Raw genomic sequence first — 20,330 nt, 5'->3', positions numbered from 1 at the left:
GTCATGCCCAGGCTTGCAGAATGGCTAGCAGCGAGGGGTGCTGCAATTTGCGGCGGCTGGCGCTGACATAGTAATGCTCCCAGATGCCATCCAGGGCGCCTATGCCTTCCAGTCCGGGCGGACCATTGTCTTCGTCGGGAAGGAAGGGTGCGGGACATAAGCCCAGGCCCTGGCGGGCGAAGGTTTCCATCAGCGCGTAATCGTCGCACTCTCCCACCACTCTGGGGCGCAGCCCCTGGGATTCGAACCAATGTTCCAACTGGCGGCGCAGCATATTGTCGCGGCTGGGCAATAGCAGCGGCGCCTGCCGCAGGCTGGCCGGGAAGCCCGGCTGATAACGCTCTCGCAGCGCTGGATTGGCCAATAGCTGCACCGGGCAGCGCAATAGCAGCCAGGACTGGAATTGCTGCTGTTCGCTGCTGGCCACCGGGCGGTCGGCCAGCACCAAGTCCAGTTTGTGGCGTCCCAGTTCGCCTATCAGCTCATCAAAGTCTCCTTCGCTGCAACTGAGCCTGAGTTGTCCGGATGCGGCCGGCAGCGCGGGCTGGAGCAGGCGGCTGGCGATGTGTTTGGGCAAGACGTCAGAGACGCCGGCGGCCAGTCTTTGTATCTGGTCCAGCTGCTCGTCGGCCATGGCCTCTTCCAACTCCGCGCCCAGCATGAAAATCCGATCGGCATAGCTCAGCGCCAGCCGGCCGGCCTCGGTCAGTTCCAGGCCGCGGCCTTGCTGGCGGAACAAGGCGCGGCCGAGTTGCCGCTCCAGCTTGGCTATCTGGCCGCTGATGGTCTGCATGCTGACATCCAGCTGCTCGGCGGCGCGGGTCACGCTGCCGGTGCGGGCAACCGCCCAGAAATATTGCAGGTGCTTGTAGTTGAGGTTTTCCATTTATTCGAAAAATTGGAAGTTTTAATCAGATTTTATATGATTTTTTCGATGTGTTGCATCGCCTACACTACAGCATGGCTATCGTTGCTGGATGGCCATGGATTGCATGAAACCATTTTGGAGACCAAATAATGAAACGGGTGATTTTGCTGATCGCCACCAATATCGCGGTGATGCTGGTGTTGAGCGTGAGCGTGCGCTTGCTGGGCCTGGACCGCTTCGTCACCGCTGGCGGCTTGAACCTGGGCATGCTGCTGATGTTCTCGGCCGTATTGGGCTTTGGCGGCGCGTTTATTTCTTTGGCCTTGTCCAAGACCATGGCCAAGTGGAGCACCGGGGCGCGGGTGATCACCCAGCCGTCCGGCCAGACCGAAGCCTGGTTGCTGGCCACCGTGCGCAAGTTGGCCGACCGCGCCGGCCTGCCGATGCCGGAAGTGGCGGTGTACGAGGGTGAGCCCAATGCCTTCGCCACTGGTCCTAGCCGATCCAACTCGCTGGTGGCGGTGTCCACCGGCTTGCTGGCCAATATGAATGAAGAAGAGGTCGAGGCGGTGCTGGCGCATGAAATCGCCCACATCCGCAACGGCGACATGGTGACGCTGACGTTGATCCAGGGCGTGGTCAATACCTTCGTCTATTTCCTGGCCCGAGTGGTCGGTTATCTGGTGGACAGCTGGCTCAAGCGCGACGAGGAGAACAGCGCCGCAGGCACCGGCATCGGCTACTTCGTGACGGTGATCGTCTGCGAGATCGTGTTCGGCATCCTGGCGTCCTTGGTGGTGATGTACTTCTCGCGCCAGCGCGAATTCCGCGCCGACGCCGGCGCCGCCGAGCTGCTGGGCTCGCCGCGGCCGATGGCCAACGCGCTGCGTCGCCTGGGCGGCATTGAAGCAGACAGCCTGCCGCAGAGCATGGCAGCTTCCGGCATCGCCGGCGGGCGCGGCGTGCTGGGCTTGCTGGCCACGCACCCGAGTCTGGAAGAGCGCATCGCCGCCTTGGAAGGCCGCAAGTGATAGAGCGGGCGATAGTCCGCCCATTGATGGATTGAATGGAGCAAGCAGTAATGGATTTTTTGATGTCCCCAACTTTGGGGTATCCCTTGTGGGTGTGGCTGATGTTCATGGGCGGCGTGCTGGCGCTGCTGGCCTTTGATCTGGGCGTTTTGCAGAAGGATGGCCGTGAGATCGGCGTGCGCCAGAGCCTGAAGTTGTCCGCGATGTACATCGGCATTGGTCTGGCCTTTGGCGGCTGGGTGTGGTGGTACCGCGGCGCGGATGTCGGCGTGCAGTATCTGACCGGTTATCTGCTGGAGAAGTCGCTGTCGCTGGATAATGTGTTCGTGATTTCGCTGATCTTCGGCAGCATGGCTGTGCCGCGCGCCTACCAGCATCGCGTGTTGTTCTGGGGCATCCTGGGCGCCATCGTGATGCGGGCGCTGATGATAGGCGCCGGCGCGGCGCTGGTGGCGCAATTCCAGTGGGTGTTGCTGGTGTTCGGCGCCTTCCTGTTGTTTGCCGGCGTCAAGATGCTGCGCGATGCCGACGAGGAGTCCAAACCGCTGGAGGAGCAGCGTTTGTATAAATGGCTGCGCGCCCGTTTCCGGTTCACGCCTAGTCTAGTAGGCAGCGCTTTCCTGGTGCGCGGCGAGAAGCATGACCTGGCCGCCGGCTGGTGGGCGACGCCGCTGCTGCTGACCTTGATTCTGGTGGAGGCGGCGGACCTGGTGTTCGCGGTGGACAGCATACCGGCCATCTTCGCCGTGACGCAGGACCCGTTCCTGGTCTACACCTCCAATATCTTCGCGATTCTGGGCCTGCGCGCGCTGTATTTCGCGCTGGCGGCGATGGTGCATCGCTTCCACTATCTGAAGTATGCGCTGGCGCTGGTGCTGGTGATGATCGGCGTCAAGGTGGGGCTGGTGTATCTGCATGATATCGGCCTGGTGGCGTTGAAGCTGCCGACGGCGCTGTCGCTGCTGTTGACTGTCGGGTTGCTGGGCGGCGGCGTGGCTTATTCGCTGTATCGCACTCGCCAAACCCAAAGCATTGGCTAAAGCCAGGAACCAATTGCCGTTAGCATGGTTCAAACAGAACGGGCGTCTGCCATTTTATCTCGGCAGACGCCCGTTTGTGCGCCGGCAGACAGGTCTGCCGACGGCAAGCTGGTCTCAATAATCAAAAAACCTTAGGAATAGTCTTGATGTCACAAGCCCCTCGATTGCTTATCGTTGATGATGATCCGGATCTGCGCGGTCTGCTGAGCGACTACCTGAGCGGTCAGGGAATGACGGTGGCCGCCGTGGGCGATGGGGATGCGATGAATCGCATTCTGGCCGAGCAGTCGTTCGATATCCTGATACTGGACCTGATGCTGCCCGGCACCGATGGTTTGACCCTGTGCCGCGATCTGCGCTCTCGCTCCAGCATGCCCATCCTGATGTTGACCGCGCGCGGCGATGAGCTGGACCGCATCATCGGCCTGGAGATGGGCGCGGATGACTACCTGCCCAAGCCCTTCAACCCGCGCGAACTGCTGGCCCGGGTGCGCAGCATCCTGCGCCGCGTGGATGAGAAGCGCAACAGCAGCTCGCTGCGCGCCTTGCAGTTTGCCGATTGGCGTCTGGAGCTGGGCGCCCAGCATCTGGTCGATGGCGAAGGCGTGGTGACGCCGCTGTCCGGCGGGGAGTTCAAGCTGATGCAGGCGCTGGCGGAAAATCCGCAGCGCGTGATGTCGCGCGACCAATTGATGGAAGCGATGAACGGCAAGGAAGCCGGACCGTTTGATCGCACCGTCGATGTGATGATAGGCCGTTTGCGCAAGCGGCTGGGCGACGACGCCCGCGAGCCTTTGCTGATCAAAACCATCCGCAGCGGCGGCTATATGCTGGCCTGTGAGGTGGTGCCGGTGAGATGAGGCGGCTGCCGCGAACCTTGTACGGTCAGCTGCTGCTGACCTTGCTGACCAGCGTGCTGTTGGCCAATGTGATCGGCATCGCCCTGGTGCTGACCGATCGCGAGCGCTTGACGCGCACGCTGCGCGCCGAATACGTGGCGCAGCATCTGGCGGACATGATCAATCTGCTGGATGAGACCCCAGCCTCCAATCGCGCCAAGCTGGCCGGCGCGCTGTCTTCGCCTATGGTGCAGGTGGTGCTCGGGCACCCGTGGCTGGATAGCCGGCAGACGGATTGGCCTGAGGCCAGCAAGCTGTGCCATCTGATCCGTACCGATCTGAATTTCCCATACCAGATGCAGGTGCTGTCGTTCCGCGAAGACGAGCCCGATGCGCCGGAAGGCTTGTTGGCGCCGTTCATGGAGCCGGGTCAGCATGTGTTCGCCCCGGACAAGAAGTTCTGGGTCAGGGCCTTGCCGAGTGGATTGGAGGAGGGTGAGGAAGAGCTGAAAATCCAGATGGCGACGGTGCAAGTCACGCTGCGCGACGGCGAGGTGGCTACTTTTCGCATCGGGCAGGTGGTGTCGCCGGAAGAAACGCCATGGCGGGTGACGGCCTGGTTGCTGTTGGTGGCCTTGGTCGTAGCGGCGGTGTCGGCCTGGGCGGTCAGGCGGCTGACCCGGCCCTTGGCCTTGTTCTCTACTGCGGCGTCGGGCCTGGCGGCCAATCTGGATCAGCCGCCGTTGCCGGAAACCGGCACCCAGGAGGTGATCAACGCCACGCGGGCCTTCAATCGGATGCAGAAGGAATTGCAGCGCTATCTGCAAACACGCAGCCAGATGCTGGCCGGCGTGTCGCATGATCTGCGCTTGCCGATCACCCGCATACGCTTGCGGCTGGAGCAGCTGCAGGAATCGCCGTCGCGGCTGGCGATAGAGCGCGACTTGATCGAAATGGACCAGCTGATCGGCGATACCTTGGCGTATCTGCGCTTGGGGCAGGGCAATGAAAGTTGCGTGCTGCTGAATCTGGATGCGCTGCTGGAAGGCACCATCGAGGATATCGAAGCCCTGGGCGCCCAGGTGAACTACACCTCTTCGCCCGTCAAGCCATTGTTGGCCCGGCCTCAATCCCTGCGCCGCTGCATCGGCAATCTGCTGGAGAATGCCCGGCGCTATGGCGGCGATGGCGTGATCGAAGTGCGTTTGGGCGAGCGGAATGGCAGGGTGGAAGTCATGGTAAGGGACCACGGCCCCGGCATTGCCGATGCTGACCTGGAGCGCGTGTTCGAGCCTTATGTGCGGCTGGAGGATTCGAGAGCCAAGCATACTGGCGGCAGCGGCTTGGGGCTGGCCATCGCCCGCGCGATTGCGCGTGAGCATGATGGTGAAATCCTGTTGTTCAATCATCCGCAAGGCGGTTTGTGCGCCGAGTTGAATTTTCCGGCGCAGCGGCCTGCTTAACATTGGTTGACAATTGCAAACATGGATTAGCTTGATGTTTTGATTGGGAGTAAATACAATCTAAATTGAGTTCGCTAGAGTTTGTCATCCCCAAACTCGAGAGGATTCGGTCAAGTCTATCCTTTATAAGGCCCGCGTTTGCGGGCCTTTTTTTATGCATTTGGATGTAAATGAAAATTAAACGAGCTATTAAGATTCGTTAAGCAACAGTATTTGCAAATAAATTGTTCATTTGTGAATTATTTTGCAATGTTGCATTTTTGATTCAGTGTTGCCTTTTTGCTACTTTTTGAGAGTGCATGCTTGCGTTGTTTGATTTTGGAAATTAGTATGTGATCGCTTTCTAAGACAAATCCAATAGGATGTGCACGATGAAAAAAACTCTGATCGCTCTGGCCGTCGCCACTCTGCCGGCAGCAGCATTCGCTGACGTTACCATCTACGGTACCCTCAAGGCAGGCGTGGAAAACGTTGACGCCGGCGGCATGAACAAGACCAATATCGATGACTTGGGCTCGCGTATCGGCTTCAAGGGCAGCGAAGATCTGGGCAACGGCCTGAAGGCCATCTGGCAAGTTGAAAGCGGCTTTGATATCGACGGCTCCAACCGTCAGAAATATGGCACCTTCGCCAGCCGCGAATCGTTCGTCGGTCTGGATACCGGTTTCGGCAAGGTCCGTCTGGGTAATCTGTCCACTTTCAGCGATGACAGCATGGGCATGGTGAATACCTGGGAAAGCTCCAGCGCCGCTCTGCAGCTGGATGCTTATGGCCGCGACGATGTGCGCGTGAAGAATGCGATCCGCTTCGACACCGCCAATTACAATGGCTTCAAGGCCGCCTTCCTGTACGGCACCAAGGAAGACAAGACTGCGTCTTTCGGAACGGGTGTGACACCGAGCGATAGCTCGCGCGAACTGTACAACCTGGGTCTGTCCTATGAGAACAGCGGCTTCTTCGGCAAGTACCAGTTCATTCACCAGACTCCGGTGAACATCGCTGGCACTCGCACCCAGTCCAACGACAGCCACCGTCTGGAAGCCGGCTATAACGCCAACAACCTGCTGGTGTCCTTCGGCTACCGCAATGATCGCGGCGACAGCTCCGTGACGCCTCTGAGCTACTTCCTGGGCGACAGCGCTCCGGCTCTGGATGGCAGCAAGTACAAGTCGCAGGAATACGCGCTGACTGCCGCCTACACCATTGGCGCCTTCACGCCGAAGATCTCCTACGCCCAAGCCAAGGATTACAGCAAGGATGGCGTGAATGTCGATCACACCGGCTACAAGCAATTCCTGGTAGGCGTGGACTATCAAGTGTCCAAGCGCACCACCATGGGCATGCAGTACGGCGAGGTCAAGGCTGATCAAGCCATCTTCTCCAATGCCGAAGGCGCTTCCGCAGGCAACAAGCTGCGCGGTCTGGGCCTGAACGTGATCCATTCCTTCTAATAGCGTTTCGCTGGAGGGAATCGCCGCGATGGGCTGACATCGAGGTGAGAACAACAAGCCGTCGCATCCATGAGGGTGCGGCGGCTTTGTTTTATGCGCTTGTTTGCATTGGCAGAGCGCGATTAAATCATCTCTTTGCCAGGGAGAGTCTAATGTCGCCATTTCACCGTCTGTTTTCTTCCGCCGTTGAGTCTTTGCCATGGATCGATGCCGCGCAGGAGCCTTGGCAGTGGTTGCAGCATTTGTCGGAAGCTTTGCGCCGGCAACGTTTGCGGTCTTCGCCGGAGGAGTGGATCATCGATGGCGAAGCGATGATTCACCGCAGCGCGGTATTGGAGCGCGGGGTGACCCTGAAGGGGCCGATCTGGATTGGCCCAGGCTGCCGTGTAGCGGCCCATGCTTATCTGCGCGGTGGCGTCGTTCTGTGCGACGGGGTGACGATCGGCCCCGGCTGCGAGGTCAAGACGTCCATCATCGGGCCCGGCAGCCGACTTGCGCATTTCAATTTCGTCGGCGATTCGGTGCTGGACGCCGACGTCAACCTGGAGGCTGGCGCCATACTGGCCAATCACTGGAATGAGCGCGCTGACAAAACCATCCGTCTGCTCGTGGAGGGCAGGATGGTTCTTCCTGGCGTGGAGAAGCTGGGGGCTTTGCTGGCCAGCCATGTGCGCATTGGCGCCAACGCGGTATTGTCGCCCGGGACGGTGCTGCCGATGGGAACCGTGGTGCCGCGTCTGGCGTTGATTGAGCAGGATGCCGGAATCCAGAAAACCCTCGTCGAGGCGACCAGTCAATAAACTGGCCTGGGTAATTCTTTGGAATATCTTCTATCAATAAATGATATGAAGTTGGGTGTCCAAGGGGATGGCCATGGTGTCCGAAGCGGGCGGGCGTGCAAGTAGGCTGAAACTGGAGAGCCTGCTGCCTGAGTCATGGATGAGGCGGCTGAGCTTGTTCTGGGTGTTGCCGCTGTTTTCCGGGCTGTTGCTGGCGGCGATTTGGGCGACCGTGCTGGTGCAGGTCAACGAGGAACATCAGCGGGCGCAACAGGAGGTGCTGCGGCAAAACGATAATCTGGTGCGGGCTTTCGAGGAGCACGTTTCGCGCACCATCCGCGCGGTGGACCAGTCTGTCAATTTCATGAAGTATGAGTACGAAAAACAAGCGGATAAGCTGGATTTAAACCGCTTGGTGGAGCGGGGCATCATACAGCATGACATATTCGTTCAACTTGCCATCATCCGGCCGGATGGCTGGCTGCAGATGTCGAACATACCCTCCAAGCCGATTGATTTGAGCCGGCGCGAGCACTTTCTGGTGCACAAGGAGCGGGACAACGGAAAGCTGTTCATCAGCAAGCCTGTGCTGGGCAAGGTTTCCGGCAAGTGGTCGTTGCAGTTCACCCGGCGCATCAATCGCCCAGATGGGAGCTTTGGCGGCGTGGCCGTGGTGTCGGTCGATCCGTTCTATTTCACGGACTTCTATGAAAACGTGGATATCGGCAAATACGGAGTGATCACGATTCTGGGCGAGGACGGCGTGGTGCGGGCGCGGTCTGATCGAAGGGGCGGTGGGATAGGCCAGAAGATGCCGCATGCCCGGGTATTCGATTACTGGCCCAGGCAGTCTTCAGGCCATTATTTTGCCAAGAGCGTGCTTGATGGCATCCCTCGCTACTACAGTTTTCGCGGCGTGCCAGGTTATCCGCTGGTTGTGACCATGGGCGTGGCGGAGCAGGATGCCATGGCCGATTACGCTCACCGGCGGGCCATTTACCTTGCCGGAGGGGTTGTCGCTTCGCTGGTTGTCGTGCTCGCGGCCTATGTTCTGATGATCCTGGCTCTGCGCCTGCGCCGCAGCCAGATCCAGGCAGAGTCTGCCAATCGGCTGAAATCCGAATTCCTGGCAAACATGTCGCATGAACTGAGAACGCCGCTGAACGGCATCCTGGGCGGCGCGGATTATCTGAGGCAGTCCTTGCGGGAGCCGGAAGAGCGGGAAACGGCGGAGCTGATTTTCACCAGCAGCGAGCACTTGCTGAGCCTGGTGAATTCCGTGCTGGACCTGGCGCGGATAGAGGCGGGCCGAATGACCTTGGACTTGATGGAAGTGCCTGTGCGCAAGATGATGTCGAGCGCGGTGGAGGCGTTTCGTCCGATGGCGGAGCAGAAAAAACTGTCCCTGTCCTTGAGTCTGGAGATGGCGGAGGGCGAGCCGGAAATCTATCTTTTAGATAAAACGCGCGTTGTGCAGATTTTGAATAATCTCTTGCAGAATGCGCTGAAGTTCACCGAGTTCGGCTGGGTGAAAGTGGATGCCATGGTATCAGGCGGGCTGCTGAGATTTGACGTGTCGGACAGCGGGCCTGGCATCCCCAGGGAGCATCAACAATACATTTTCGAACGATTCCGTCAGGGTACGTCGTTTTTGACTCGGCAACATGGCGGATCGGGCCTGGGACTCGCGCTGGCGCGCAACTTGGTGCGTCTACTGGGGGGGCAGATCAGTTTCGAGTCCGTAGAAGGCGAAGGGACGACGTTTCGGGTTGTCCTGCCGCTGACAAAAGTGGAGCCTTTACATGCAGCCGACAATCCTGGTGGTGGATGATCATGAAATCAATCGCAAAGTGGCAGCCATGTTCCTGAAGAAGCAAGGATGGTTGGTGGAGCAGGCAGAGAGCGGTTTTCAAGCGCTGGAAATGTTTCAACGCGCGCTCTATGACTGCGTGTTGCTGGATATCAGCATGCCCGATATGAGCGGCATCGAAGTGTGCCGGCAGGTCCGCGCGGATCCGCGGATGCGGGGAATGCGGCTGGTGGCCTATACCGCACACGCCATGGCGGACGAGCAGGATGAAATTATGCAGAGCGGCTTCGATGCGATGGTCACCAAGCCCCTCACCGCGGAGCGGCTGTTTGAGGCGGTCAGCTTGGCGGGCAGGACGGCCTGAGCGCGAGATGGTGGATGAGAAAAAGCCAGCTTTGCAGCTGGCTTTTTCCATTGCGCGGAACGAAGGGACGTCAGAACCACTGGCCGTAGCGCTTGATATACAGCGTTTTCACCGTTTGCGTCAGCGCCAGGTAGCCCGCCATGGTCAGCAGCAGCCACCAGAAGTAGCTGGTGTCCAGCTGGATGAAGCCCAGGGAGCTTGCCAGCGGCGAGTATGGCAAATAGCAGCCGATGGCGATGGCCACGCTGGTGGACAGCAGCACCGGCAGGGATGCCGTGCTTTGCAGGAACGGAATCTTGCGGGTGCGCAGCATGTGCACCACCAGCGTCTGCGATACCAGGCCCTCGATGAACCAGCCGGAATTCATGATCAGCTGGCCGCCGTCGCCGCCATGCAGGTGGTAGGCCGCGCCCGCGCCGAACACCGTCCACAACAGGATGTAGGTGGTGATGTCGAACACCGAAGAGGTGGGCCCCAGCCACAGCATGAAGCGCTTGATGTTGCCGGCTTCCCACTTGCGCGGTTTCTTCAGGAAATCTGGGTCCATCTTGTCCCAAGGCAGGAACATCTGCGACAGGTCGTACACCAGATTCTGCAGCAGCAGCTGCATCGCCAGCATCGGCTCCCATGGCAGAAAGGCCGAGGCCACCAGCACCGAGAACACATTGCCGAAGTTGGAGCTGGCGGTCATGTTCAGGTACTTGAGGATGTTGCCGAAGGTCTCGCGGCCCGTGATCACGCCTTCTTCCAGCACCATCAAGCTCTTTTCCAGCAGGATGATGTCGGCGGTTTCCTTGGCGATGTCCGCGCCGCTGTCCACTGAGATGCCGACGTCGGCGTCGCGCAGCGCCGGGGCGTCGTTGATGCCGTCGCCGAGGAAGCCCACGGTATGGCCGTTGGCCTGCAGCGCCTTCACCACGCGGGATTTCTGCAGCGGCGTCAGCTTGGCGAAGATGGTGGTGTGCTTGACGGCGGCGCACAGCGCCACGTCGTCCATGACCTCGATTTCCTGGCCCAGCAGGGGTTTGCCGGGGTTCAGGCCGACATCGCGGCATACCTTGGCGGTGACGATGGGATTGTCGCCGGTCAGCACCTTGACGGTGACGCCGTATTCCTTCAGCGCCAGGATGGCCGGGGCGGCCGAGTCCTTGGGCGGGTCGAGGAAGGTCAGGAAGCCGCGAACCACCAGGCCTTGTTCGTCTGCCGTCTGGTAGGCCGCCTTGCGGGCGTCAGTCGGGATGTGACGGGTAGCCACCAGCAGCACGCGATAGCCTTCCGCGTTGAATTCCTGGCTCAGGCTCAGTAGGCGGGCACGCTCCTCGGTGCACAGCGCGCGGATGGACTCGCCATCCTGCACATAGCTGGAAACGGCCAGCATTTCCTCCACCGCGCCTTTGGACACCATCAGCTGCTGGCCATGGCTATCCTGGACGATGACCGACAGCCGGCGGCGCTCGAAGTCGAACGGCAGTTCATCGATCTTGGTGTAATCATGCAGCTTGATGCGTTCGCCGATGGCGTCGGCATGCTCGACGATGGCGATGTCCATCAGGTTTTTCATGCCGCTCTGATGGAAGCTGTTGAGCCAAGCCAGCTGCAGCGTGGTTTCATCCTTGCGGCCATGGATGTCGTAATGATGCTCCAGGATGATCTTGTCCTGGGTCAGCGTGCCGGTCTTGTCGGTACACAGCACGTCCATGGCGCCGAAGTTCTGCACCGAGTTCAGCCGCTTCACCACCACCTTGCGCCGCGCCATCGCCACCGCGCCCTTGGCCAGGTTGGCCGAGACGATCATCGGCAGCATCTCCGGCGTCAGGCCCACGGCCACCGCCAAGGCGAAGGTGAGGGCGGACATCCAGTCGCCCTTGGTGATGCCGTTGATCATGAAGACAATCGGCACCATCACCAGCATGAAGCGGATCAGCAGCCAGGACACGCTGTTGACGCCCTTGTCGAAGCTGGTTTCGATGCGCTTGTGGCTGACCACATTGCGCGCCAGCGAGCCGAAGTAGGTGTCGGAGCCGGTGGCCACCACCACGGCGCGGGCGGTGCCGGACACCACGTTGGTGCCCATGAAGCAGCCGTTGGGCAGGTCAAGCAGGCTGGCGTCTCCATTGGCTTGGTCTGCTGCGGACTTGGCGGCCACGGCGCCCAGCGTGTCGTACTTCTCTACCGGCAAGGCCTCGCCGGTCAGCACGGCCTGGCTGATGAACAGATCGCGCGACTCCAGCAAGCGGATGTCGGCCGGAATCATGTCGCCGGCTTGCAGATGGACGACGTCGCCGACCACCAACTCGCTCATCGGCACTTCCATGCGCAGCGGCGAGGTTTGCGAGGTGGGGCGGCGCTGCACGGTGGCGGTATTGCGCACCAGGGACTTCAGATTTTCCGCGGCCTTGGCGGAACGGAATTCCTGCCAGAAACGCAGCAGGCCGCTGATGCCTATCATGCTGGCCAGGATGATGACTTTGGTCCAATCCTGATCATCAGGAGGCGCCATCGCGATATCCATCACATAGCTGATGCCGGCCAGTACGATCAGTACCGCCACAAACGGATTCTTGAAGGCGAGCAGCAGTTGGATCAGCGCATGGGGCGGCTTGTCGTGGGCCACTTCGTTGGGGCCGAACTGGTGCAGCCGTTGCGCGGCCTCGGCGGCGGTCAGTCCTTCCGGGTGGCTGCGCAGGCGCTTGAAGGTTTCGTCTGCCGGCAATTGGGCCTCGCTGGCCAGCCGGAAGGTTTCCTTGTCGCGGTTCTTGCCCGGGGTGGCGATGAAACCGCGGTTCTTGTGGTGAGGATGCGTTTGTTTGGTCATGGCAAATCTCCAGGCGCCGTGGGCGTGACCATCCCTGCCGCGAGGCATCGGCGCCGACAATGTGTCAGCTTTTGAGCCGGTTCAAGATATTTCCGCGCCGCCGATTTGCTTGGGCGGCATGCATGGGAAGGGATCGTGAGCAGGCTGAGAAAGCGAGAGAACATTGCCGCCCGCTGGGGAGCTCTATGCGAACTCCCCAGCGGATGGCATCTCATTCAAGGTGCGTTGAATCTATGGCATGCTTGCTCCTGCATGGACGATGCGGCCCGGCGCCTGCGCTGGGCCTGGGTTGATTAGTTGGTTTAACGGTTGGCGTACTTTCCCATGGCGGGTGTGGACGCCGACAGGCAATCAAGCTTGACGCGGGTCAGCGGCAGCGTCGCCAGCCTTTGCGCGATGCTCTGCAGGAAATGCATGCAGGTTTCCGAACCGCAGCGAAAGTCCGCGCTGATCAGCCAGGGCGCCAATGTATGGCTGGCGCCCTGGCTGGCCGGTTGCGGCTGCTCCAGCCATTGCTGGATGCGCAAACCATGCTTTTGCGCCTGGCTGCGGATTTCGCGTCGGGCAACGCCCAGCGACATCGAGGGGCACAGGATGGACAGCTGATAGATCTGTTGCTGGCGTGGGCTGGTGAACAGGTTTTGCATCGTAAGCTCCTGCGTAGGAACGTGCCGGCAATGTGCCGGCGGGGTTCGCGTGGCAACAGCCAGGCCGCGCTGCCGGCAAGGGCGGCGACGGAATGGGCGTGTCGGTGCATGGCCGCTTGCGGCATGTCCCGACGCTTACGAGGAGGGGAACAGTGCCTTAGCGGATCGTCAGGGGTTGCGGTCCGGGTTCTTCTGGCATGGTTGGGTTTGGGTGGCTTGGGTCAGTCAATAGAAGGCGGTTATCTGCCGCCTTCCCGTTATGGGCTTAGGCCGCTTTGGCGCGATTGGCCGGGAACAGCGAGCGATGCTGAGCGGGGGCGCTGGTCAGTCGACGCCCCCAGTGCACGCGGCGGATTTCCGGCAGTTGGCTCAGGCGCAGCGCCATATCGTCCAGGTCCTGGCGGCGGATCAGCGGGCAGCTCAGGATGACGGACAGCTTGCATTGGTTGTCCTGGCTGTCGGGGCCGATGGTGACTTGCGAGGCGCGCAGTCCCAGATCGTGCATTTCCCAGAACAGGCGCTTGCGCAGCGCGGTAATCACGCTATTTTCGCAAACAATGTTCAGGCGGAATTCCGCGCAGTCTACAGCTTGGTTGCGATTAAAGAATTTCAGCAGGTGGAAGAATTTCAGGGTTTGCATGTTGAATCCCCCATTATTATTCAACAGGTAATAGCCGTCCCTTTCGATTTAAATAACCGAAATAAGGGAATGATTGTCCAATATCTAAGCGAGCGTATATGGCGCAATTGCAATCAGGCTATTCCCAAGTTGAGGGAATCAGCCGGCCATGCAGAGATGCGTCGCATCCGCTCGCGGTTCTGGTTCTTCTGGCATGGGAACCTCCTGTGCGAAACGAAAGCTGCGCAAACAATCAATACGGGTGCTGGATCTATCGATGGGGGTGTCAGGCGCGACCAAGCAAACAGGCACGGCAGGGGCTTGCATGGCATGCTCGCCATCCGGACTGCGTACTGCGAATCTTGGTCGGTATGCTGCTGTCGATGGGAATCGACTTGAGACACCACATCCTGTCTTGCAGGATGCGGCAGAGAGAAGAGAGTTCGGTCTGCTGTTTATCCTGCAAGGCTTACTGCGATCGAAGATCGACTAGAACCGTCGTTGTCCACGGTTTGCCTTTGCAAAATTAATAACAATGCCACTATAAACCGGTTTTGCCGTTTTATCAAATAAAACTGTATTTATATCGGGATAATGTTGGCAATTCAGCCGTCGAGGCAGAATATTCGCCGACTTAAATCATTTGGCATGCTGTTGCGTGGGGAAGGGATTTCATAGCCGCTTGGCGCGGCCATGGCTAACAAGCGCGCTTTTGGATAGTGCTGGAGATTAGAGATCACTTTTCCGAGCTGGGCTTGGGAATTGCGCGCAGGAGCGGCAACAGAAAAGGGCGTCCATGGACGCCCCTGCCTGCGCTGCGTATGGGACTTCTAAAGTCGCTTACACGCCAGCCTCATGGGCCTGAACATCTGCGTGGTAGCTAGAGCGCACCATGGCGCCGACTGCGGCATGGACAAAGCCCATTTCGTAGGCTTTTTCCTCGAACATCTTGAAGGTGTCCGGGTGGACATAGCGCAGCACCGGCAGGTGGCCGTCAGACGGCTGCAGGTACTGGCCTATGGTCAGCATGTCCACATTGTGGGCGCGCAGGTCGCGCATGACTTCGAGGATTTCCTCATCGGTTTCACCCAGGCCCACCATCAGGCCGGACTTGGTCCGGACATTCGGGTTCTTCGCCTTGTAGTCTTTCAACAGCTGCAGCGAATGCGCGTAATCGGCGCCCGGGCGGGCCTGCTTGTACAGGCGCGGCACGGTTTCCAGGTTGTGGTTCATCACATCCGGAGCGTGCGCGGTCAGAATGTCGATGGCGATGTCCAGGCGGCCGCGGAAATCGGGCACCAGGGTCTCGATCTGGGTGTTCGGCGACAGTTCGCGCACGGCGTTGATGCAGTCGGCGAAATGTTGGGCGCCGCCATCGCGCAGATCGTCGCGGTCCACCGAGGTGACCACCACGTACTTCAAGCGCATCGCCGCCACGCTCTCGGCCAGGTGTTTGGGCTCGTTCGGGTCCAGCGGGTTCGGGCGGCCGTGGCCGACGTCACAGAACGGGCAGCGGCGAGTGCAGATGTCGCCCATGATCATGAAGGTGGCCGTGCCCTTGCTGAAGCATTCGCCGATATTGGGGCAGGTGGCTTCTTCGCAGACGGTGTGCAGCTTTTGCTCGCGCAGGATTTGCTTGATTTCATGGAAGCGCTGGCCGTTGGGCAGCTTGGCGCGGATCCATTCCGGCTTTTTCAGCTTTTCTTCCAGCGGCACGATCTTGATCGGGATGCGGGCGGTCTTGGCCGCGCCCTTGTGCTTCACCCCAGCCTGGTTGTCCGGCTTCATGCGGTCTCCTTGCTTATGCTCAGGTGGCGTTCCAGGTGCGGCAGCAGCTTGTCGGCTACTTCGGCAACCGTGAGATTGACGCCCAGATTCTTCATTTGGGTTACCTTGAGGTTGGCGTAGCCGCAAGGATTGATCCAGCTAAACGGAGTCAGGTCCATGTCCACGTTCAGGCTTAGTCCGTGGTAGACGGCGCCGTTCTTGATGCGTAAGCCGAGCGAGGCGATTTTGGCACCATCGACGTAGACGCCCGGGGCGTCCACATCGCCATTGGCGGCGATGCCTTGTTCGGCCAGCATGTCGATGACGGCTTGCTCGATGTGGCGCACCAAGTCGCGCACGCCGATATGCATGCGCTTGAAATCGATCAGCAGATAGACCACCAGCTGGCCTGGGCCGTGGTAGGTGATCTGGCCGCCGCGGTCGGTCTGCACCACCGGGACGTCGTTCTGCTGCAGCAGATGTTCCGGCTTGCCGGCCAAGCCTTGGGTGAATACCGGCGGGTGTTCCACCACCCACAGCTCGTCGGCGGTGTGCTCGTCGCGCTGGTTGGTGAAGGCCTGCATGGCGCGCCAGGTCGGTTCGTAATCGACCCGGCCCAGATGTTTGATGATGCGTGGCACCTGAACTCCCGGCGTTTTAGAGGACCATTTTGACCATCGGGTGGCCGGTCAGAGACAGATAAATATTGTCCAACTGCTGGCGCGAAGTGGCGGTGATGGTGACGGTCAGCGCATAGAAGCGGCCGCCCGAGCTTTCGCGCAGCACCACGTCGATCTCTGCGAGATCCGGGGCGTGGATGCGTACCACTTCGGTGATGGTGGAAACGAATGCCTCATGCCGCTCGCCCATGATCTTCAAAGGGAAGCGGCAGGGGAATTCCATCAATTCCTGTTTTTCGTCGGACATGTCTGGCTACTCTTGAATTGCAAAACAGCAGGCCGCGGACAGGCCACGGCGCTGCAAACTACGGTGCTGCTTTTACTTCCAGCCTAGCAGAAGCTTCAGGCTGTCCCACAGGCGACTGAAGAAGTTGCCTTCGTCCACTGCCTTCAATGCTACCACCGGACGTTCCAGCAGTGGCTTTCCATCGAGGGAAACCACCAGCTTGCCCACGACCTGGCCGGCCTTGATCGGCGCGATCAGCGGCTGCGTGGTGGTCATGTCGGCTTTCAGTTTGGCGGCCTGGCCCTTGGCGACGGTGGCGTAGACGTCGCTGGAGAAGCCTACCGGCACCACCTTGGCATCGCCCTTGTATACCGATACGTCGGATACGCGGGCGTTTGCTGCATAAAGTTTGGGCGTGTCGAAGAATTGCAAGCCGTAGTTCAGCAGCTTGGAGCTTTCCACCGCGCGCGCCTCCGGGCTGGCCGTGCCGACCACTACGGAAATCACGCGGCGGCCATCGCGGTGGCTGGAGGTCACCATATTGTAACCGGCGGTGTCGGTGTAGCCGGTTTTCATGCCGTCTACGTTAGGGTCGCGGTACAGCAGCAGGTTGCGATTGGGCTGCTGGATGTTGTTATACGTGAAGGACTTCATCGAGTAGATCGGGTAGTACTCGGGGAAGTCGCGGATCAAGGACGCGGCCAGGATGCCCAGGTCGTGCACCGTGGTGTAGTGGCCTTCGTGCGGCAGGCCGGTGGCGTTCTTGAACTGGGTGTTCTTCATGCCCAGCTTCTGAGCCTGTTGCGTCATCACTTGGGCGAATACGTCCTCGCTGCCGGCGATGGCTTCGGCTAGCGTCACGCAGGCATCGTTGCCGGATTGCACGATCATGCCCTTGATCAGGTCTTCCACCTTGGCCGGGACTTTCGGGTCCAGGAACATGCGGGAGCCTTCGGTCTTCCAGCCGCGCTGCGAAACCGTCAGCGTCTGTTCCAGCGTCAGGCGCTTTTCTTTCAGCGCCTTGAAGGTCAGGTAGGCCGTCATCAGCTTGGTCAGCGAGGCCGGCTCGATGCGGGAATCGGGATCGCGGGCCGCCAGCACCTGCTGGCTGTTGTAGTCGATCAAGTAATAGGCTTTGCCGGCGATTTCCGGCGCGGGCGGCACAAAGGCGGTGCTGGCAAAACCAAAAGACGGCAGCGCCAGAGCGGCAGCCACCAGGGCAGAAGTGATTGTTTTCATGTTGGAGTGGGCTTGCAAGGGGTCACAAACAGTAGCCGGTGATTATACACGCTGCAGCGAGGGCCGCAGCCCGAAAAAGGCTGTCCGACATTCCGGGGTTTTGCAATGCAGCAAAGAATGCGCGGCCGGCCTCCCGCAGATTTGGAGTTCCTGATACTCTGGCAGTTCAAATACAAGAAACTACCAGGGACCAAGGCATCACCATGAGCGACAAGCATGATTATCTGGAACGCATTCTGACTTCACGGGTTTACGACGTGGCGGTGGAGACGCCGTTGGAGCTCGCGCCCAATTTGTCCCGCCGTTACGGCAACCGCATTTTGCTCAAGCGCGAAGACCTGCAACCGGTGTTCTCATTCAAGCTGCGCGGCGCTTACAACAAGATGGCCAAATTGACGCCCGAGCAGCGCGCGCGCGGTGTCATTACCGCCAGCGCCGGCAATCACGCCCAGGGTGTGGCGCTGTCTGCCAGCAAGCTGGGTTGCGAGGCGGTGATCGTGATGCCGGTGACCACTCCGCAGATCAAGATAGATGCGGTCAGGCAGCGTGGCGGCCAGGTGGTGTTGTCCGGCGATTCCTTCAATGAAGCTTACCTGCATGCCGTAAAGCTGGCAGAGGAAAGCGGCCGCACTTATATTCCTCCGTTTGACGATCCGGACGTGATTGCCGGCCAGGGCACGGTGGGCATGGAAATTTTGCGTCAGCATCCGGACGATCTGCACGCGGTATTCGTCGCCATCGGCGGCGGCGGTCTGGCGGCCGGCGTGGCCAGCTTCATCAAGCGGCTGAAGCCGGAGGTGAAGATCATCGGCGTGCAGCCGGTGGATTCCGATGCGATGCTCCAGTCGATAGAGAAGGGCGAGCGCGTCGAGCTGAAAGATGTCGGCCTGTTTGCTGACGGCGTGGCGGTCAAGTTGGTGGGAGAGGAAACCTTCCGCATCTGCCGCGAGCTGCTGGATGAGATCATCCTTGTCGATTCCGACGCCATCTGCGCGGCGATCAAGGATATCTTCGAGGACACTCGTTCCATCGTGGAGCCGGCCGGCGCGCTGGCGGTGGCGGGCGCTAAGGCCTATGTCGAGCGCGAGGGCTGTCGCGACCAATCATTGGTGGCGATCGCCTGCGGCGCCAATATGAATTTCGACCGGCTGCGCCATGTGTCTGAGCGCTCCGAGCTGGGCGAGCGGCGCGAGGCCATCATCGCCGTCACCATTCCGGAAAAGCCGGGCAGCTTCAAGCGTTTCTGTTCGGTGATTGGCGGCCGCAACATCACCGAATTCAACTACCGCTTTGCCGACCCCAGCGTGGCGCATGTGTTCGTCGGGGTGCAGATCGCCGGCCGCGAGGATGTGGAGAAGTTGCTGAGTGACTTGCGCGCTGAGGAGCTGGACGGCATCGACTTGACGGATAACGAGCTGGCCAAGCTGCATATCCGCCACTTGGTGGGGGGGCATGCGCCGCAGTTGAAGGATGAGCGCGTGCTGCGCTTCGAGTTTCCGGACAGGCCAGGCGCCTTGATGCGCTTTTTGGAGTCCATGCGCATCGATTGGAATATCAGCCTGTTCCACTACCGCAATCACGGCGCCGACTATGGCCGCGTGTTGGTGGGCGTTCAGGTGCCATCGGGCGACGCTGCTGCCTTCCAGCAGTTCCTCGATACGCTGGGATATCCTTATATCGAAGAAACCGATAATCCGGCGTACCGGCTGTTTCTTGGCAAGACCATTCGTTGATGTTGCAATACCACCTTATATATCGATATTGAAGTTGAGATCATGATCAAGGCAGTGTTATTCGATCTGGACGGCACGCTGGCCGATACCGCGCGCGACCTGGGCGCCGCATTGAACCGTTTGTTGGCCGAGGAGGGCATGCCGCCGCAGCCTTACGAAGCCATCCGGCCGATTGCTAGCCATGGCGCCCGCGGATTGGTGAGGCTGGGTTTCGGCGCAGATCTGGATGAGGAGCGGATGGAGGCGCTGCGAGTGCGCTTCATGGATCTGTATGATGCCAATCTGGCGGAGCAGACGACTCTATTCGAAGGTGTGAACGAGCTGATTGCGGAATTGGATCGGCGCGGTCTGGCTTGGGGGATCATCACCAATAAGTCGATGCGGTTTACCGATCGCCTGGTGCCGTGGCTGCCTTTTGCCATCCCGCCGGCCGTAACGGTCAGCGGCGATACGGTTGGCATAGCCAAGCCAGATCCGCGGCCGATGCTGCATGCCACTGAGCAGATCGGCATCGATCCGCAGTGTTGCATGTATGTCGGCGATGCCGAGCGCGATATCCAGGCGGGTCGCGCGGTCGGCATGAAGACTGTTCTGGTCAATTGGGGCTATTTCTCCGCAGAGGATAAGCCTGAGCAATGGGGGGCGGATGTCGATATCGATCACCCGCTGCAATTGCTGGATCATATATAAGCATCGAATCGATGGCGAAAGATGCGCGGGCCGGCAGCAATGCCGGCCCGTTTTTCATGGCGTGTGGGCGGTTTCGGCAGTGCTGCCTGGATGTGCTGCAAAAAGTCTGTTTTCATATCGTCTTTTCCGTCAGTTACTTGCGTGTACTTTCGGGCTGGCAGGCCCGCCGTTGCTCACTTTTTTTCGCAAAAGGTGTTGACGAGGGTGAGGCCCGGGCGTATAGTTCGCCTCCTCAGCTGACGCAGCGAACGAAACAGCGGAAACGAAAC

Annotated in this window: 19 protein-coding genes; 11 read left to right on the top strand and 8 right to left on the bottom strand. The window is 59.9% G+C overall.

Annotated elements, in window-relative coordinates; translation table 11 throughout:
• Position 1 precedes the first annotated feature (1 nt).
• Positions 2-886, bottom strand: coding sequence for a transcriptional activator NhaR (gene nhaR / locus C2134_RS20665; protein ID WP_103321931.1), 885 nt, complete (start codon positions 884-886; stop codon positions 2-4).
• 131 nt (positions 887-1,017) lie between these two features.
• Here nhaR and htpX point away from each other — a divergent pair, with 131 nt between their 5' ends.
• The 8 genes from htpX (at position 1,018) to C2134_RS20625 (ending at position 9,645) form a co-directional block, all read left to right on the top strand.
• On the top strand, positions 1,018-1,899 hold the full coding sequence (gene htpX, locus C2134_RS20660) for a protease HtpX (RefSeq protein WP_103321930.1): 882 nt from the start codon (positions 1,018-1,020) through the stop codon (positions 1,897-1,899).
• Positions 1,900-1,961: 62 nt separating this feature from the next.
• Positions 1,962-2,939, top strand: coding sequence for a TerC family protein (locus C2134_RS20655; RefSeq protein ID WP_233196525.1), 978 nt, complete (start codon positions 1,962-1,964; stop codon positions 2,937-2,939).
• Positions 2,940-3,085: 146 nt separating this feature from the next.
• Positions 3,086-3,799 carry a response regulator gene (locus C2134_RS20650; protein WP_043626446.1) on the top strand — a complete coding sequence of 238 codons (714 nt, stop codon included), beginning with the start codon at positions 3,086-3,088 and terminating at the stop codon, positions 3,797-3,799.
• The gene (locus tag C2134_RS20645) at positions 3,796-5,241 is read left to right on the top strand and encodes an ATP-binding protein (RefSeq protein WP_103321928.1); all 1,446 of its coding nucleotides are present in this window, start codon (positions 3,796-3,798) and stop codon (positions 5,239-5,241) included. Before C2134_RS20650 ends, C2134_RS20645 begins: the two co-directional genes overlap by 4 nt.
• Positions 5,242-5,612: 371 nt before the next feature.
• Positions 5,613-6,692: a porin gene (locus C2134_RS20640; RefSeq protein ID WP_103321927.1), complete on the top strand. Its 1,080-nt coding sequence runs from the start codon at positions 5,613-5,615 to the stop codon at positions 6,690-6,692.
• 152 nt (positions 6,693-6,844) lie between these two features.
• Positions 6,845-7,492, top strand: a complete 648-nt coding sequence (locus C2134_RS20635; protein ID WP_103321926.1) for an LbetaH domain-containing protein — start codon at positions 6,845-6,847, stop codon at positions 7,490-7,492.
• A gap of 73 nt (positions 7,493-7,565) precedes the next feature.
• Positions 7,566-9,302 carry a sensor histidine kinase gene (locus C2134_RS20630; RefSeq protein WP_158248845.1) on the top strand — a complete coding sequence of 579 codons (1,737 nt, stop codon included), beginning with the start codon at positions 7,566-7,568 and terminating at the stop codon, positions 9,300-9,302.
• The gene (locus tag C2134_RS20625) at positions 9,274-9,645 is read left to right on the top strand and encodes a response regulator (RefSeq protein WP_103321924.1); all 372 of its coding nucleotides are present in this window, start codon (positions 9,274-9,276) and stop codon (positions 9,643-9,645) included. Before C2134_RS20630 ends, C2134_RS20625 begins: the two co-directional genes overlap by 29 nt.
• A gap of 70 nt (positions 9,646-9,715) precedes the next feature.
• Here C2134_RS20625 and mgtA read toward each other — a convergent pair whose 3' ends face one another.
• The 7 genes from mgtA to C2134_RS20590 all read right to left on the bottom strand — a co-directional run bounded on the left by mgtA (position 9,716) and on the right by C2134_RS20590 (position 17,638).
• Entirely contained in the window at positions 9,716-12,460 is a 2,745-nt protein-coding gene (gene mgtA, locus C2134_RS20620) for a magnesium-translocating P-type ATPase (RefSeq protein ID WP_103321923.1), read from the bottom strand.
• A gap of 302 nt (positions 12,461-12,762) precedes the next feature.
• Positions 12,763-13,107, bottom strand: coding sequence for a hypothetical protein (locus C2134_RS20615; RefSeq protein ID WP_103321922.1), 345 nt, complete (start codon positions 13,105-13,107; stop codon positions 12,763-12,765).
• 265 nt (positions 13,108-13,372) lie between these two features.
• On the bottom strand, positions 13,373-13,747 hold the full coding sequence (locus C2134_RS20610; RefSeq protein WP_103321921.1) for a hypothetical protein: 375 nt from the start codon (positions 13,745-13,747) through the stop codon (positions 13,373-13,375).
• 819 nt (positions 13,748-14,566) lie between these two features.
• A complete protein-coding gene (gene lipA, locus C2134_RS20605) occupies positions 14,567-15,514 on the bottom strand; it encodes a lipoyl synthase (protein WP_103321920.1) in 948 nt (315 codons plus the stop codon).
• Positions 15,511-16,134, bottom strand: a complete 624-nt coding sequence (gene lipB, locus C2134_RS20600) for a lipoyl(octanoyl) transferase LipB (protein ID WP_103321919.1) — start codon at positions 16,132-16,134, stop codon at positions 15,511-15,513. The genes lipA and lipB overlap by 4 nt, the downstream gene beginning before the upstream one ends.
• 16 nt (positions 16,135-16,150) lie before the next feature.
• On the bottom strand, positions 16,151-16,420 hold the full coding sequence (locus tag C2134_RS20595) for a YbeD family protein (RefSeq protein WP_103321918.1): 270 nt from the start codon (positions 16,418-16,420) through the stop codon (positions 16,151-16,153).
• A gap of 72 nt (positions 16,421-16,492) precedes the next feature.
• Complete coding sequence (locus tag C2134_RS20590; protein WP_043626467.1) at positions 16,493-17,638, bottom strand: D-alanyl-D-alanine carboxypeptidase family protein; 1,146 nt, start codon at positions 17,636-17,638, stop codon at positions 16,493-16,495.
• A 203-nt stretch (positions 17,639-17,841) separates the two neighbouring features.
• Here C2134_RS20590 and ilvA point away from each other — a divergent pair, with 203 nt between their 5' ends.
• The 3 genes from ilvA to C2134_RS22010 form a co-directional block, all read left to right on the top strand.
• Positions 17,842-19,371: a threonine ammonia-lyase, biosynthetic gene (gene ilvA / locus C2134_RS20585; protein WP_103321917.1), complete on the top strand. Its 1,530-nt coding sequence runs from the start codon at positions 17,842-17,844 to the stop codon at positions 19,369-19,371.
• Between the two features lie 42 nt (positions 19,372-19,413).
• A complete protein-coding gene (locus tag C2134_RS20580) occupies positions 19,414-20,061 on the top strand; it encodes an HAD family hydrolase (RefSeq protein WP_103321916.1) in 648 nt (215 codons plus the stop codon).
• 11 nt (positions 20,062-20,072) lie between these two features.
• Positions 20,073-20,330, top strand: a 258-nt coding sequence (locus C2134_RS22010; RefSeq protein WP_233196524.1) for a hypothetical protein, incomplete at its 3' end; no start/stop codon positions are given.

Source organism: Chromobacterium sinusclupearum (assembly GCF_002902845.1).
Taxonomy (GTDB): Bacteria; Pseudomonadota; Gammaproteobacteria; order Burkholderiales; family Chromobacteriaceae; genus Chromobacterium; species Chromobacterium sinusclupearum.
Note: the sequence above shows the minus strand (reverse complement) of the source record. Positions and strands in the feature narration are given on the sequence as shown.

Bases quoted from the DNA above. Each gene is read 5' to 3' on its own strand.
- ilvA (WP_103321917.1), top strand. From the start codon at position 17,842: ATGAGCGACAAGCATGATTATCTGGAACGCATTCTGACTTCACGGGTT.
- mgtA (WP_103321923.1), bottom strand. From the start codon at position 12,460: ATGACCAAACAAACGCATCCTCACCACAAGAACCGCGGTTTCATCGCC.
- C2134_RS20580 (WP_103321916.1), top strand. From the start codon at position 19,414: ATGATCAAGGCAGTGTTATTCGATCTGGACGGCACGCTGGCCGATACC.
- htpX (WP_103321930.1), top strand. From the start codon at position 1,018: ATGAAACGGGTGATTTTGCTGATCGCCACCAATATCGCGGTGATGCTG.
- C2134_RS20590 (WP_043626467.1), bottom strand. From the start codon at position 17,638: ATGAAAACAATCACTTCTGCCCTGGTGGCTGCCGCTCTGGCGCTGCCG.
- C2134_RS20630 (WP_158248845.1), top strand. From the start codon at position 7,566: ATGGTGTCCGAAGCGGGCGGGCGTGCAAGTAGGCTGAAACTGGAGAGC.
- C2134_RS20635 (WP_103321926.1), top strand. From the start codon at position 6,845: ATGTCGCCATTTCACCGTCTGTTTTCTTCCGCCGTTGAGTCTTTGCCA.
- C2134_RS20640 (WP_103321927.1), top strand. From the start codon at position 5,613: ATGAAAAAAACTCTGATCGCTCTGGCCGTCGCCACTCTGCCGGCAGCA.
- nhaR (WP_103321931.1), bottom strand. From the start codon at position 886: ATGGAAAACCTCAACTACAAGCACCTGCAATATTTCTGGGCGGTTGCC.
- C2134_RS20650 (WP_043626446.1), top strand. From the start codon at position 3,086: ATGTCACAAGCCCCTCGATTGCTTATCGTTGATGATGATCCGGATCTG.
- C2134_RS20655 (WP_233196525.1), top strand. From the start codon at position 1,962: ATGTCCCCAACTTTGGGGTATCCCTTGTGGGTGTGGCTGATGTTCATG.
- C2134_RS20615 (WP_103321922.1), bottom strand. From the start codon at position 13,107: ATGCAAAACCTGTTCACCAGCCCACGCCAGCAACAGATCTATCAGCTG.
- C2134_RS20595 (WP_103321918.1), bottom strand. From the start codon at position 16,420: ATGTCCGACGAAAAACAGGAATTGATGGAATTCCCCTGCCGCTTCCCT.
- lipA (WP_103321920.1), bottom strand. From the start codon at position 15,514: ATGAAGCCGGACAACCAGGCTGGGGTGAAGCACAAGGGCGCGGCCAAG.
- C2134_RS20625 (WP_103321924.1), top strand. From the start codon at position 9,274: ATGCAGCCGACAATCCTGGTGGTGGATGATCATGAAATCAATCGCAAA.
- C2134_RS20645 (WP_103321928.1), top strand. From the start codon at position 3,796: ATGAGGCGGCTGCCGCGAACCTTGTACGGTCAGCTGCTGCTGACCTTG.
- C2134_RS20610 (WP_103321921.1), bottom strand. From the start codon at position 13,747: ATGCAAACCCTGAAATTCTTCCACCTGCTGAAATTCTTTAATCGCAAC.